12 protein-coding genes are annotated in these 15,472 nt (G+C 42.3%); 8 read left to right on the forward strand and 4 right to left on the reverse strand.

Annotation, left to right across the window (positions count from 1 at the left end):
* The first annotated feature begins 14 nt into the window (after positions 1 to 14).
* The 5 genes from WMO31_RS06375 to WMO31_RS06395 all read left to right on the forward strand — a co-directional run bounded on the left by WMO31_RS06375 (position 15) and on the right by WMO31_RS06395 (position 5,956).
* Complete coding sequence (locus WMO31_RS06375; protein WP_117979738.1) at positions 15 to 1,280, forward strand: dihydroorotase; 1,266 nt, start codon at positions 15 to 17, stop codon at positions 1,278 to 1,280.
* A 168-nt stretch (positions 1,281 to 1,448) separates the two neighbouring features.
* Positions 1,449 to 2,429: an aldolase catalytic domain-containing protein gene (locus tag WMO31_RS06380; RefSeq protein WP_155131341.1), complete on the forward strand. Its 981-nt coding sequence runs from the start codon at positions 1,449 to 1,451 to the stop codon at positions 2,427 to 2,429.
* Between the two features lie 111 nt (positions 2,430 to 2,540).
* A complete protein-coding gene (pyrF, locus tag WMO31_RS06385; protein ID WP_015522907.1) occupies positions 2,541 to 3,476 on the forward strand; it encodes an orotidine-5'-phosphate decarboxylase in 936 nt (311 codons plus the stop codon).
* A gap of 152 nt (positions 3,477 to 3,628) precedes the next feature.
* On the forward strand, positions 3,629 to 4,714 hold the full coding sequence (gene serC / locus WMO31_RS06390) for a 3-phosphoserine/phosphohydroxythreonine transaminase (RefSeq protein ID WP_015522906.1): 1,086 nt from the start codon (positions 3,629 to 3,631) through the stop codon (positions 4,712 to 4,714).
* An 87-nt stretch (positions 4,715 to 4,801) separates the two neighbouring features.
* A complete protein-coding gene (locus WMO31_RS06395) occupies positions 4,802 to 5,956 on the forward strand; it encodes a 3-phosphoglycerate dehydrogenase family protein (protein ID WP_046433413.1) in 1,155 nt (384 codons plus the stop codon).
* A gap of 126 nt (positions 5,957 to 6,082) precedes the next feature.
* Here WMO31_RS06395 and WMO31_RS06400 read toward each other — a convergent pair whose 3' ends face one another.
* The gene (locus tag WMO31_RS06400) at positions 6,083 to 7,447 is read right to left on the reverse strand and encodes an MATE family efflux transporter (RefSeq protein WP_117949796.1); all 1,365 of its coding nucleotides are present in this window, start codon (positions 7,445 to 7,447) and stop codon (positions 6,083 to 6,085) included.
* Between the two features lie 145 nt (positions 7,448 to 7,592).
* Between WMO31_RS06400 and WMO31_RS06405 the strand changes: the two genes are divergently transcribed.
* Positions 7,593 to 8,240 carry an HAD family hydrolase gene (locus WMO31_RS06405; RefSeq protein WP_367999406.1) on the forward strand — a complete coding sequence of 216 codons (648 nt, stop codon included), beginning with the start codon at positions 7,593 to 7,595 and terminating at the stop codon, positions 8,238 to 8,240.
* A gap of 448 nt (positions 8,241 to 8,688) precedes the next feature.
* On the opposite strand, the gene WMO31_RS06410 is transcribed toward WMO31_RS06405, so the two are convergent.
* Positions 8,689 to 9,537, reverse strand: coding sequence for a Bax inhibitor-1/YccA family protein (locus WMO31_RS06410; RefSeq protein WP_015522903.1), 849 nt, complete (start codon positions 9,535 to 9,537; stop codon positions 8,689 to 8,691).
* A gap of 339 nt (positions 9,538 to 9,876) precedes the next feature.
* Here WMO31_RS06410 and WMO31_RS06415 point away from each other — a divergent pair, with 339 nt between their 5' ends.
* The gene (locus WMO31_RS06415) at positions 9,877 to 11,670 is read left to right on the forward strand and encodes a DUF885 domain-containing protein (RefSeq protein ID WP_295227598.1); all 1,794 of its coding nucleotides are present in this window, start codon (positions 9,877 to 9,879) and stop codon (positions 11,668 to 11,670) included.
* 164 nt (positions 11,671 to 11,834) lie between these two features.
* Complete coding sequence (locus WMO31_RS06420; protein WP_295227595.1) at positions 11,835 to 13,166, forward strand: MATE family efflux transporter; 1,332 nt, start codon at positions 11,835 to 11,837, stop codon at positions 13,164 to 13,166.
* A gap of 77 nt (positions 13,167 to 13,243) precedes the next feature.
* On the opposite strand, the gene WMO31_RS06425 is transcribed toward WMO31_RS06420, so the two are convergent.
* Together WMO31_RS06425 and trpS are read right to left on the reverse strand one after the other, a co-directional pair.
* Entirely contained in the window at positions 13,244 to 14,446 is a 1,203-nt protein-coding gene (locus tag WMO31_RS06425) for a putative hexosyltransferase (RefSeq protein WP_324506945.1), read from the reverse strand.
* A gap of 21 nt (positions 14,447 to 14,467) precedes the next feature.
* A complete protein-coding gene (trpS, locus tag WMO31_RS06430) occupies positions 14,468 to 15,466 on the reverse strand; it encodes a tryptophan--tRNA ligase (protein WP_021882890.1) in 999 nt (332 codons plus the stop codon).
* Positions 15,467 to 15,472 lie beyond the last annotated feature (6 nt).

Below are 15,472 nucleotides of genomic sequence, written 5' to 3' on the forward strand. Positions count from 1 at the left end.
AACGGAGGAAAAACATGGAAATGCTAATTAAAAACGCAGTGGTTGTTTCCCCTGCCGACAAGCTTAACGAAAAAACAGATATTCTCATAAAGGACGGTGTGATTGCCGAAATCGGCAGCGGCATTACATCAGACGGAGAGATTATTGACGCAGACGGCCTTTGTGCCGTTCCGGGATTTGTTGATATGCATGTGCATCTTCGTGATCCCGGTCAGACTCACAAAGAGGATATTATCACGGGATGCAAGGCGGCTGCCGCAGGCGGTGTTACAAGCCTGCTTGCAATGCCTAACACCAATCCCACAACCGACAGCCCCGAAATTGTAAAGTATATTCTTGACAAAGCTAAAGACGCCGACAGCCGTGTTTATGTTGCGGCAAGCGTTACCAAGGGGCTTAAAAGCGAAGAACCCACAGACATTGACGCTGTGAAAAGTGCAGGTGCAATAGCACTTACCGATGACGGCAGACCTGTTGAAAACACAAAGTATTTGAGTGACGCAATGAAAAAAGCTCCAAAGCTTGGAATGACAATTGTCGCACATTGCGAGGACTTGTTTCTTGCCGACGGCGGTAAAATTAACGAGGGCGAAGTTTCGGAAAAGCTCGGTGTCAAGGGAATCCCTGCCGGTGCCGAGGACTGCGGAACTGCAAGAGAAATTGCACTTGCCGCCGCTCTTAACGAGCCTATTCATATCTGCCATGTCAGCACCAAAACAAGCGTTGCGCTTATCCGTGATGCCAAAAGGAGAGGTGTTAAGGTGACCGCCGAAACCGCTCCGCATTATGTTTCGCTCACGGACAGGGAGCTTTTAAGAGGTGACGCTGATTACAGAATGAATCCGCCTCTCAGAACTCAGGCTGATGTTGACGAGATTATCAACGGGCTTTGTGACGGCACACTTGATGCCATAGCAACCGACCACGCACCGCACACACCCGAGGAAAAGGCTGATTTTGTAAAAGCCCCCAACGGTTCAATCGGCATGGAAACCTCGTTTGCGGTCTGCAACACATACCTGGTTAAGACAGGCAGAATGACGCTTTCACAGCTTGTTGAGAAGATGAGTGTTAATCCTGCAAGGATTTTGAAAATCAACGCAGGCACACTTTCAGTCGGTGCAAATGCCGATGTTGTTCTTATAAATCCCGATGAAGAATGGACAGTTGATGTTGGTAAACTTCACGGCAAAAGCAAAAACACCCCGTTTAAAGGCAGAACCCTCACAGGTAAGGTCAAAAAGACAATCCTCGGCGGTAAGGTAGTTTTTGAAGATTGAGCAAATAAAACCCGTAGGGGCGGATATTATCCGCCCGCAAGTAATAGTGCGAAATTAAAGATAATGATATACTGTAGCGGCGAACCGTGTTCGCCAATCGGTTAAAATGACAGTCAATGACTGTCGGTAAATAAACAGAAAATTTATTTGACATAAAGGAGTAAAATTATGGCACAGAAAGGCGACCTCCTGTCGGTAAGACAGGACATCAGAGTAGTAGACGCAACAATCCGTGACGGCGGTCTTTGTAACGATTTCAGATTTGACGACAAATTTATCAAGGATCTTTACAATGCAAATGTTAAAGCCGGTGTTGATTATATGGAATTCGGCTACAAGGCATCAAAGGAAATCTTTAACGAAGAAGATTTCGGTAAGTGGAAATTCTGTAACGATGCAGATATCAGAAAAATTGTAGGCGACAACAAGACTCCTCTTAAAATCGCTGTTATGGCTGATGTCGGCAGAACAGATTTTAAGAAGGATATTATCGCAAAGAAGGACAGCCCGATTGACCTCATCAGAGTTGCAACATACATCAACGCAATTCCTGCGGCTGTTGAAATGATTGAGGACGCTGCAAAGAAGGGCTACGAAACAACAATCAATATTATGGCTGTTTCAAAGGCAAGAACCGAGGATATTACAGCGGCTCTTGAAACTCTCGGCAAAACTCCAGTAAACGCTTTTTACATTGTTGACAGCTACGGCGCACTCTATCCCGAGGAGTCAAGACGACTTGCAGACCTTTACTGCTCAATTGCCGACAAGTACGGCAAGTCGGTCGGTATTCACGCTCACAACAACCAGCAGCTTGCTTTTGCCAACACAATTGAGGCTATGACTCAGGGTGTCAGCTACCTTGACGCAACCGTTGACGGCATGGGCAGAGGCGCAGGCAACTGTGCGCTTGAACTTCTTCTCGGTTTCCTCAAGAACCCGAAGTATCAGGTTGCTCCTATTCTCAAAATCATTGAGGAGTACACCCACAAGTTTAAGGCTGAGGGCGTTAAGTGGGGTTACGATATTCCGTACCTTCTCACAGGTCAGTACAACACACATCCCCGTCCTGCAATTCAGTTCGTAAAAGAGGACAGACAGGATTATTACAAGTTCTCAAATGAACTTTATGATATTATCAACAGCTAAAAATAATAATTCGTAGGGGCGAACAACAGCATTGTAAAAAAGATATTGCAGTCGGGATATGAATTGTTTGCCCGACCATAGAAAGAATAACAAAAAATGAGGAGAATCACTATGGCATTTGACAGACTTATCGAAAATATTGTAAAAATGCAGAATCCTACGGTTGCAGGTCTTGACCCTAAGCTTGACTATGTTCCCGAATCAATCAAAACAAAATGCTTTGAAAAGTATGGCAAGACGCTTGAGGGTGCGGCTGCTGCACTTTTTGAATTCAACAAGGCGCTTATTGACGCACTTTATGATATTGTTCCTGCCGTAAAGCCACAGGCTGCATATTATGAAATGTACGGCTGGCAGGGTGTTAAGGCTCTTTGCGACACAATCGCTTATGCAAAGTCAAAGGGTATGTTCGTTATCACAGACGGCAAGCGTAATGATATCGGCACAACTATGGAGGCATATGCTACGGCACACCTCGGTCATACGGATGTTGCAGGCGAAAGTATTGACGCATTCGGTGCAGACGCACTCACGGTAAACGGCTACCTCGGAACAGACGGTATAAAGCCGCTTGCAAAAATTTGCGATTCGGACGACAAGGGCATTTTTGTTCTTGTAAAAACTTCAAACCCAAGCTCGGGCGAACTTCAGGATATGAAGCTTGAAACAAATGAGAGCGTTTATGAGCATATGGGCAAGATGTGCGAAGGCTGGGGCGAAGACCTTATGGGTAAGCATGGCTATTCGGCAGTAGGTGCAGTTGTGGGTGCAACATATCCCGAACAGCTCGGTGAAATGAGAGCAAAACTTCCGCACACATTTTTCCTTGTTCCCGGTTACGGTGCTCAGGGCGGCGGTGCCGATGATGTTAAAAACGCATTTGACGAAAACGGTCTTGGTGCAATCATCAACTCAAGCCGCGGCATTATGTGTGCATGGAAAAAGCAGGGGCTTACAGAAGATGATTTTGCCGTTGCCGCTCGTAAAGAGGCTGAGCGTATGAGAGATGAAATCGTTGGTTGCATCGGCAAAATTAAGCTTGGCTGATTAATTTGCACAACAGAATCACGAAATTTTTCGATTTTTATGCTTTAGTGCTATGAATTTATTGACTTTAGCGTGCTAAAAGCGTATAATTGAAATGTATTTATTTTTACAACTATATTTTTAAATTTTCTTTAAAAAGGGAGATATCAGAAATGGCAAGAGTATATAATTTTTCGGCAGGTCCTTCAATGCTGCCTGAGTCTGTGCTTAAAAAAGCAGCGGCAGAAATGCTCGACTACGAAGGCAGTGGTCAGAGCGTTATGGAAATGTCACACCGCTCAAAAATTTACGGTACAATTATTGAGGGTGCAGAGGCTCTTTTGAGAGAGGTTATGAACATTCCTGACAACTACAAGGTTCTTTTCCTTCAGGGCGGTGCGTCAACACAGTTTGCGGCTATCCCTATGAACCTTATGACAAAGAGCGGTAAGGCTGATTATGTTATTACAGGTCAGTGGGCTAAAAAGGCTCATGCAGAGGCTGCCCGTTACGGTCAGGCTAATGTTGTTGCTTCATCGGCTGACAAGACCTTCACATACATTCCAAAGCTTGATCCTTCAACATTCACAAAGGACGCTGACTATTTCTACATTTGCATGAACAACACAATTTACGGTACTGTTTATCACGAGCTTCCCGACACAGGTGATGTTCCGCTCGTTGCAGATATTTCTTCCTGTATTCTTTCAAGACCGATTGATGTTTCAAAATTCGGCGTTCTCTATGCAGGCGCACAGAAGAACATGGCTCCGGCAGGTCTTACGGTTGTTATCGTTCGTGAGGATCTTATCGGCAACGCTATGGATATCACTCCTACAATGCTTAACTGGAAAACTCACGCTGACAACGGTTCAATGTTCAACACACCGCCTTGCTACACAATCTATATTGCAAAGCTTGTTCTTGAGTGGATTAAGAACGAGGTTGGCGGTCTTGATAAGATGTATGAAATCAACAAGAAGAAGGCTGACCTTCTCTACGGTTTCCTCGATTCTTCAGAGCTTTTCAAGGGTACTGTTGTTCCCGAGGATCGTTCGCTTATGAATGTTCCGTTCGTTACAGGTGACGCTGACCTTGATGCTAAATTCGTTAAAGAGGCTACTGAAAACGGTCTTGTTAATATCAAGGGTCATCGCACAGTCGGCGGTATGAGAGCTTCAATCTACAACGCTATGCCTTATGAGGGCGTTGAAAAACTCGTTGAGTTTATGAAGAAGTTCGAGGCTGAAAACAAGTAATTATTGAATATTATGATATAACGGGCGAACGCTGTTCGCCTGTTATTGTAAATTCTTAAAATAAAAAATTAAAAAGGATTGATTTTGATGTATAACATTCTTACATTAAACAAAATCGCCGCTATCGGCACAAGCCGTCTCGGTGATAACTATAAATACGGTGACGATGTTCAGAACCCTGACGCAGTTCTTGTAAGAAGTGCCGCAATGCACGATATGGAATTTGCCGATAACCTTCTTGCAATTGCAAGAGCAGGCGCAGGCACAAACAACATTCCGAAGGATAAGTGCAGCGAGCAGGGCATTGTTGTTTTCAATACACCGGGTGCTAACGCAAACGCTGTTAAGGAGCTTGTTATCGCAGGACTTCTTCTTTCAAACCGTAAGGTTATTGAGGGTTATGAATGGGCAAAGACTCTCAAGGGCAACGGTGCAGCTGTCGGTAAGATGGTTGAAAAGGGCAAGAGTCAGTTTGTCGGTCCCGAAATCAAGGGTAAGACCCTCGGTGTTATCGGCCTTGGAGCAATCGGTATTCTTGTTGCAAATGCCGCTGTTGCTCTCGGTATGAATGTAATCGGCTTTGACCCGTTTATGTCTGTTGGCAACGCTCTCAAGCTTGCTCCTACAGTTAAGCTCATGAAGAGCGCAGAAGATGTTATGGTAAATTGCGACTATCTCACAATCCATGTTCCGCTTACTGACGACACAAGAGATATGGTTGATGCCGATATGATTGCCAAGATGAAAGACGGTGTTCGTATTCTCAACTTCAGCCGTGACGGTCTTGTTAATTCAACAGCTGTTCTTGAGGCTGTTAAGAGCGGCAAGGTTGCCAAGTATGTTACAGACTTTGGAACAGACGATATCCTCGGTGAAGAGAATATTATCTGCCTCCCACACCTCGGTGCATCAACTCCCGAAAGTGAAGAAAATTGTGCTGTTATGGCTTGTGATCAGGTTAAGGAGTACCTCGAGAACGGTAACATCATCAACTCCGTAAACTATCCTGCAATTTCACTTGCAAGAACAAATGCTGACGATACCCGTTTCTGCGTTGCTCACAAGAATGTTCCAGAGCTTCTCAAGAAGGTTCTCACACAGATCAGCGGCAATGTTGAAAATATGCTTTCAAAGAGCCGTGGCGACTATGCTTACACAATTATTGATGTTGCAGGCGCCGGTGCAGATGACCTTGCAAAAATCGCAGCAGTTGACGGCGTAATCAGAGTTCGTGCAATCTGATTTTGATTTTAATTGAGCTTTAATGTTGTAAAAAATTATCCGAGCATTGTTTTGATGCTCGGATTTTTTGCGTTTATTTGTACAAATGGTTACAATGCTACACTCGGACATAATATGTTTTTGATATCACAAACTGTCTGCACGAACGGGGTGCGGTGGTACACCGACCAGATGGTATTTTTTTGCATTGGCAATTATAAATGTTACGGAAATTGCAACGGCACACAATTCTGCAACGGGCAATGCCGACCATACACCGTTTATGCCTATAAACATCGGCAAAATCAGCATTGCGGCACACTCGAAAACAAGCGTTCTTGCAACTGAAATTACGGCTGAAATCTTGCCGTTGTTGAGTGCGGTGAAAAGTCCCGATGCGAAAATATTCATTCCGCACAACAGATAATTTATTGCAAAAATTCTGAATCCGCTGAGTGCAATCTGCTGAATTTTTTCGTCGCCTGCCGAGAAAATTCCGACAAGCGGTTCTGCAAAAAATTCAGATGCCGTAATCATTGCAACCGAAATTATCAGCGTGATTTTTATGCATAATTTGAACAGCTTTTGCAGTTTTTCGTGATTTTGTGCGCCGTAGTTAAAGCTGATGACGGGTGAAACTCCCGAAGTGAATCCAAACGAAACCGCAGTGAAAATAAAGTGAATGTACAAAATAGCACTTATAGCCGCAACGCCTTTTGCGCCTGCAAAGTGCATCATTTGAATGTTGAACAGCGCTGTTGTCACGGCTGTTGAAAGATTTGTCACAGCCTCTGACGAGCCGTTTGCCATTGCAAAGAGGATTTCACTGACCTTGAATTCAGGCTTGCCAAAGTGCAGAGTTTGCTTCTTGTTGAAAAAGAGCAAAAGCGGAATTGCACCCACAGCCATTCCGATAATGGTGCCGAGTCCTGCGCCGATTATTCCAAAATCCCACACTGCCATAAAAAGAATGTCAAGCACAATGTTTGTGCAACCCGACAGTATCGAGAAAACAAGCATGATATGTGGCTTGTCTGCTGTTACAAGGTACGATTGGTTGAGCATCTGCCAGCACATTACAAAGCCATACGGAATCATAACGCTGCCGTAGTCAATGCAGTAGGGGAGAATCTTTTCGTTTGAGCCGAACATCATGTACATGGGTTCGGCAAAAATTGTGAACAGCACAGCAATGATAACAGAAATGACCGTTGCCGTGATTGCAACACCGGACATAAGTCGGTTTGCCTCCTCCTGTTTGCCTTCTCCCATTTTCTTTGCGATTATAGCATTTGAGCCTGTTGAAAACATTAAGCCCACAGCCATAAATACGAGCGTGAACGGATATACAATATTGATTGCGGACAATGCGTCACTTCCGACACAGTTCGCAACAACGATTCCGTCAACAACAGTGTAAAGTGACATAAAAACCATCATAAGAACGGTTGGCAGAGTGAACTTCAGAATCGTTTTTGCCTTAATAGGTTTTGCATAAATTGATGTTGCCATAAAACTTCCTTACCCTCAAATTTATATTTTTCACAGACCATTCAAACGATTGTATCATAACTTTGTCGCAATTACAACTGATTTGTCTTTTTTTGTAAAATATGCTATTATATACAGACTTAAAAGCGAAAAAAGGGACGGTTTTATGTTTAAGGGCGCAGTTTTTGATATGGACGGGCTTATGATTGACAGCGAAAGGCTTGTTTATTCAATTTGGCAGGAAATGCTTGATGAGGACGGCAAAGAGTTTAATCTTGACATTTTCAAAAAGACAATCGGACTTCGCAGTGAGGATTCCTACGAATATTACAAGTCGGTTTACGGCGATGATTTTGACTATCCTGCTTACAAGGCGGAGTCGAGAATCCGCTATTTTAAGCGTATCGAAAAGAACGGTGTGCCTGTAAAAAAGGGCTTGTACGAAATTTTTGATTATTTAAAATCAGTCGGTTGTAAAATTTCGCTTGCAACTTCAACCTCGTCACAAACGGCTTTGAAGATTATGAAGAAAATCAATCTCTATGATAAATTTGACGCATTCGTGTGCGGTGATGATGTTAAAAACGGCAAGCCCGATCCCGAGGCTTTTTTGATTGCCGCAAAGAAGCTCGGACTTGAGCCGGTGGACTGCGTTGCGTTTGAGGACAGCATTAACGGCATAAAATCTGCACATGCCGCAGGTATGACCACGGTTATGGTTCCCGATTTGTCAGAGCCGACAGACGAAATTAAACCGATGATAGATTTTTTGTGTACGGATTTAAGCGAAGCGATAGAACGAATTTCAAATTGAAAATTGAAAATTGAAAATGGAAAATTAATGTCGTGTAGATAGTTTGTAAATATTAAAAACATTTATGCCCGAGCGTAGCATTGTAATTGTTCATACAATTCTGTTGTTCGCCCGTTCGTGTGCAATGCACACGATTGCACGCAATGCGTGCAAAATTGAATACACAGTTTTCATCACATCAAAACACATTACTGCGAACATAATATTTCATCAAGGCGGGCTAACGAGGTTCGCCCCTACAGGCAATACACAATTTTCATCACATCAAAGCATATTATATAAACATAAACATATTTTGACATAATGAAAGCTGTGCGTTATTTTACAGCAGTATTACAGAAATGTTGCAACATTTATGACTGCAAAATCTGCGGTCGGCAGTGTTCCGGAATCATATGATTTAACAAAACAAAAGGTCAGGTTTTACCCGACCTTTTTATGATGTTTATTAGGATGATTTGGTATTTGTCAGCTTTGCGAGAAGGTCAAGAATTTTGAAATACAGCCAAATTACCGTAAAAGCAAGACCGAAAGCGGCTGACCATTCGTATTTTTTCGGAAGTCTGTTTTCAACTGTCTGTCTGATTGTTTCAAAATCACACAAGAGAAACAGCGTTGCGATGATAATTCCCAAAACGCTGAAACCGATACAAATTAACGGATTTGTTGTAACAAAGGCAACAAGCGGTCTTGTTGCAGGGATGAGCGCAAGGATAAGAACTGCAAGAGAAGATAAAACAGATGTGATGAACAAGGCGAAAATTACCGTGCGAACTTTTTTGCCCGGGCGAACCTTACCTGTTGCATAAATTGCGAGCATAGCAAGTACAAGCACGATTGTTATTATGAGAGCAAGTCCCATAACCCCTTGATATTGCTGAGGTGCAACATATGAAAGAAATCCGAGCAATGCGCCTTGGCACAGACAGTAGATTGTGCCGAGTACAGGAGCGGTTGATCTTACAAATGCCACAATGAACGGCAGAATTATCGAAAGAATTGCCGCACCCAATCCAATGAAAAGCGGCGTCATATGTAGGGTTGAAACATAGTTGTCAAATTCAATGTCAAATGATTCGCCTGTGTTGAAAACATTAAGCGAAAGATAGAGATACAGTACATATCCCACTCCCGACATGAGGAGAAAGTACAATGTTTTTACGGCAATTCCGCCGTAGCTTGCACAATTGTCCGACTGTTCCGCTACTTTGGAAAGCTTGCGGATTACAGGATTTGTACCGATAACAGAGTTGTTACCGCCTTTGTTGCTGTTGTTTTGATTAAGTGTTCTGCCCATAAAATGCCTCCTTGTGAATGGTATTATTATCATACTATATAAATTACGACAAAACCAATCAAATATTGCGTTTTGTTTTCTGTTCGTACCGCATTATTATCTGTCTGTGAAAGATTACAAATAATTACAAGCGGTTACAATTTACAAATTTCGTGTTAATTCTACGAGATTATTATACACATTTTCCACATAGTTTTCAACAATTGTTGAAAAAGAATGGCAATGCCTGTTGAGCGTTGCTACGGTTACTGCGGAAAAGGGTAAAATGAAAAATAATTATTGATAACAGCACGATAATATGTTATACTTTGGTAAACAACAATCTTTACGGAGGACAAAATGAAGAAAATTATAAATAAAAAGTCACTCAAGGGTGCGCTTGCTGTTATGTTATGTGCCGTTATGGCGTTTTCTGTCTGTGCCTGTAACTTTGACTCTGACACAGAACCAACCAAAACGGATGCACAAATTCAGTTTGATAAATATTGTGACGATTTGTTTTCGGAAGAACTTGAGGATGACGCTCTTACCGCACATTTTGACATTTCAAATCCGTCGGACTACGGTCTGAAATATGACGAGGAGGACTATACCCTCGGTCATGTGTCCGATGAAGATACAAAAGAATCCTTTGATGAACTGAAAAAGGCAAAAACGGATTTGGAGGAGTTTGACCGTTCGGGACTTACTTCTTCTCAAAAGCAGACATATGACACCCTTGAAAGCTACTTTGAAATTCAGCTTTCATATGAGGGTACAACAGAATTGCAGAGCATATTTGCACCGCAGTCGGGAGTTGTTGCAAACCTCTTTACCACCCTGTCCGAGTTTACTTTCTATGAAAAGGATGATACCGACCTTTACCTTGCTGTTTTGAAGGACACAAAACGCTATATGGACGAGTGCATTGAGTTCACAAGGAAACAGGCTGAGGACGGTTACTTTATGGCTGAAGATATTGCACAGCAGTCAATTGACGAGTGCGAAAAGCATATTAAGAATGACAAGTCCGTGCTTGTTGACGAGTTTGAGTTGAGAATAAAGTCACTCGGTCTTAGCGATTCCGAGAAAAAGACTGTTGTCGAAACCAACAAAAAGTATTTTGAAGAATACTACATTCCTGCTTTGAAATCAGCAAATTCAGCACTTGAAAGTCTCAAAAAATCAGGCAAAAACGAAGAAGGTCTTTGCGGTTACGGCAAAATCGGCAAAAAGTATTATGAGGCAATTGTCAGGGACAAAACAAGCAGCAGCATGACTCCCGAGGAGCTTAAGTCATACCTTACAAACAGCTTTACAAAGGTTGGAATGAGCATGAGCAATGTTTCACAGGATGACTTGAGCAAATTTCAGGACTACAAACCCGACTTTAAGGACGCCGATGAGGTGCTTGAATTTTTGATTGAGAATATCGAGGAGGACTTTCCGACTCCCGTTACAACATCTTACACGGCAGATTATATGAGCGATTCCGCAAAGAGCGACAATGTGGGAGCGTACTATGTTCCGGGTCGAATTGACGATACAAGCGTTAATATCATCAAAATCAACCCCGACTTTGCAAATAAGGGTATGACTCAGATGTACACAACTCTTGCCCATGAAGGCTATCCCGGTCATCTTTATCAGTTTACCGCATCAAATGCAAACAAGGATATCCCGAATGTCCGCAAGATTTTAAGCTTTATGGGCGCAACCGAGGGTTGGGCGCAGTATGCCTCGAAATGTACGCTTGATTACCTTGATACGAGCGATGGCATTAAGAAGCTTATCTACGCAAATGATATTCTCGGCTACATTCTCTATTCCATGGTCGATGTCGGTGTGAACTACAACGGCTGGGATTATGAAAAAGTCAAGGAGTATATGTCAACGGCACTCGGTTCGGCTGACGATGAGAGCGTTACAGCCGCAACAAAAGAGGCGTATGACCTTGCCCGTTCAAATCCGGGGTATTTTCTCCCCTATACCGTAGGCTACCTCAAGATGATTGATATGCGTGAAACAGCCGAAAGCGAGCTTGGCTCAAGCTTTGACGCAAAGGAATATCACACATTCATTATGAATCTCGGAATCACAAGCATTGATGTCTATGAAAAAGCCCTTGATATGTGGCTTGAAAGCAAAAAGTAAATTTTTGGTGATAATCTTGAATATTTTTTACAGGTATGATATACTTAACTCATTGATATGATAAATCTAAATTGGTATGGATTTTTCTAAGATGTGATTCTTATTTTCGCCATACACTCATTATGGGTGTATGGCGATTTTTATTTTACGCAAGGGGTGTTAATATGGGCGTTAAAACGGAAAACAAAATGGCTTATGAACCTGTCAACAAACTTATAATTCAAATGTCGGCACCGCCGCTGATTTCAATGTTCTTTCAGTATTCATACAACCTTGTTGACAGTATGTTTGTTGCGGGGATAAATGAACAGGCACTTGCGGCAGTATCGCTTGCATTCCCGATTACAACGCTTATGAATGCGTTGTCCGTGTGGATAGGTGTGGGTGTTAATGTTTTGATTGCAGGTTATTTGGGACAGAAAAATCAGCAAAAGGCAAATTCTGCAGCGGCTCTCGGAGTGGTAATTTCGGTAGTTGTCGGAGTGCTGATAAATTTCCTTTCGCTTTTCATAATAAATCCCTATTATTCGGCTTTTACGCAAAACAAAGAGATTTTTGAATACGGAATTGCGTATATGAGCGTCTGCGTTTTTATGCAGATACCAAATATGGTGCATATTGTAATTCAAAAAATACTTCAGGCAACAGGCAATATGATTGCTCCGATGTGGTTTCAAATTGCAGGTGTTGTATTCAATTTTGTGTTTGACCCTTTGCTCATTTTCGGCATAGGTCCGTTTCCGAAAATGGGTGTGGTCGGAGCTGCAGTTGCCACGGTTTTAGGCTATGTTGTTTCAACAATCATTGCGTTGATACAGCTGTTTCTTACAAAACAAAAGGTTAAGCCGGTGTTTAAAAACTGCCTTGAACCGAAGATGATAAAGCTGATATTTTCCTACGGATTGCCCTCGTTTGTTATGAATGCGTTGGGAGCATTCACCGTGAATTTTGCAAATATGTTTTTGGTGCGATATTCGGACACGGCGGTTGCATTTTTCGGAGCATATTTCAAGGTTCAGCAGTTGATTTTTATGACGGTGAACGGACTAATTCAAGGCTGTTTGCCTATAATGCGGTTTAATTACAGAGCAAAAGAGTACGGTCGCCTTAAACAAGCAAATAAGAGCGGAACAATTATCGCGACTGTTATGATGATTGTCGGTATGCTCTTGGTGCTGATTTTCCCGAAAGAGATATTGTTTTTGTTTTCGGCATCGGAAGAAATGTGTGCTTTTGGAGTGCCGGCAATGAGAATTATGTCACTCGGATTTGTGTTCAGCGGCTTTTCCGCAATGATTGCAACCTATGAACAGGCAACAGACAGTATTATGCCCGGCGTTGTAGTTCAACTGTTGCGACAGGGCGTTCTGTTAGTCCCCGTAATTTGGCTTTTAAACAGCGCTGTTCAAATGACAGGCATATGGCTTGCGTTCCCAATTACAGAATTTGTCACATTTCTTGTTGCTGTTGTATTTGCAAAAATTAAAAATCATTGAATAAATAAAAATAACAACCGCCAAAACCAGATATAACGGATTTTGGCGGTTGTTTGTTATTTAAAATATGTTTAATTTTAAATTGTTTTTGCAAAAACATTATCAGATGATTTTGCTCTGAAAATTGTTTTTACGAGCAGGAATGTTATATAAACATAAAGTGCGGTGTAGATGATTGCCGTAAATTTAAGGCTAATAAGCTCGTAGGAGAACAGATAGTAGCAATAGCCTCTCAGGCTTATAAGCGTTGACACAATCGGAATCCACAAATGCTTTGCACTTACCGCCGCATAGACAATTAAAATAATGTCAAGCAGATAACCGTAGCGTTCGTGCATTGACGAAAGGAACATGATACAGGTGAACACAGTCCACGCTGTTGTCAGAAGAAAAGTTTCAAGGTTTTTCAAATCAACCTTTTTATAGATGATAATGCACATCATAATTCCGAGTACGGCAATTGTCAGAAAGACCGAAAACTGCTTGAACAGATAATAATATGTAATATCGTTTCCGTCACATATGAGTGCATAAAAGTTCGGACAGTTCATCTGAATAAGCTTTCCGTAGTCGGTCTGTTCCGCATATATTGTGATGATATCGATAAACGGTCTACCCATAATAATTGCAGGCAGGCACATTATCACATCAACCGCAGGGATTATAAAGAAATGCAGAATCGAAATTTTCTTTGTCGAAATCCAGTAATAAAGCAGAACGGGAATGATGAATACGGTTTGCAGCTTGAACGCAAACGCAATGCCGATGAACACAAACGATGCAATCGGCTTGTCTTTGTGCAAAAACAGGATTGCAAGGATTATAAACGAGGTGTAAATTGAATCGCACTGCGCCCAAAACGATGAGTTAAAAATCACCGTTGCCGAAAGAAGTACGGCTGAGTAGGTGAGTATCGCTTTGAGCCGTCGGTTATTCTTTGCAAACGAATAAACAAGCATTGCGGTTGAAATTGCAAGTACAAAATCGAATATTATTGATACGATTTTGTACGCATACAGAGCATTTAGCGGCAAAAGAGTCATAAGATAGATTATGACTTGATACGGAATGTTGTAGTTGCCCACCTGAGTTGCAAGCCCCGTAAAATCATTCAGCTTGATTATGCTCCACCACGAATTTAAAAAGCTGTTGAAATCATCGCTTTGAAAATCCATTCCGCAGACTCTGAGGAAAATTGCAATAATCGTTACCGCAACGAGTAAAAATAAAAGAATGTGTTTTTTTATAAAGTCAATGACTTTGCTTTCTGCTTTTGTCATAGAGAAAATTCCTGTTCGGGTTTAAATAAAACCGATTTTCTTCATAACCTTGCCCATTGTGCGGCTGCTGATTTTAAGGGCAATTTCATCGGCTTTTCTGTAACAGCTTTCAAGATATGCCTTGTCTGCAACAAGCTTTTCGTAGCGTTCACGAATCGGACGAAGTTCTTCAACAACTGCCTCGCCTACAGCTGTCTTGAAGTCGCCGTAGCCCTTGCCGTCAAAATCCTTTTCAATCTGCTCGTATGAAAGACCTGTAACTGCGCTGTAAATTGCCATAAGGTTATTTACGCCGTCTTTGCCCTCCGCATAGCGAACCTTTGCCTCGCTGTCCGTAACGGCTCTCTTGAACTTCTTCATTATAACCTCGGGTGCATCAAGAAGATGTACACAGCCGTTGACATTTTCATCGGACTTGCTCATCTTTCTTGTCGGGTCCTGAAGACTCATAACCCTTGCACCGTTCTTTGGAATGAAACCGTCAGGAATCTTGAACACATTGCCGTAAATACCGTTAAAACGCTCTGCAATGTTTCTTGTAATTTCAATGTGCTGTTTCTGGTCTGCACCGACAGGTACTTTGTCAGCCTGATAGAGAAGAATGTCGGCAGCCATGAGTACGGGATATGTGAAAAGACCTGCGTTGATGTTGTCGGCATGCTTTGCAGACTTGTCCTTGAACTGCGTCATTCTTGAAAGCTCGCCGAACTGTGTGTAACAGCTGAGTGCCCATGCAAGCTCTGCGTGAGTGTGAACATGACTCTGAATGAAGAAAAGGCTTTTTTCAACATCAATACCGCAAGCCATAATTGAAGCATAAGCGTCAATTATATTCTTACGCATAACGGCAGGAGTCTGTCTTACCGTGATTGTGTGTAAATCTGCAAGAGCGTAAATGCAGTCGTATTCGTTCTGCATTGTAACCCAGTTGCGAACCGCACCGAGATAGTTTCCGAGTGTAATTGTTCCGCTGGGTTGTATTGCGCTGAATACAACCTCTTTTTTTGTCTGATTTTCCATTATTCC

This window comes from Ruminococcoides intestinale (genome assembly GCF_040095935.1).
GTDB lineage: Bacteria > Bacillota > Clostridia > Oscillospirales > Acutalibacteraceae > Ruminococcoides > Ruminococcoides intestinale.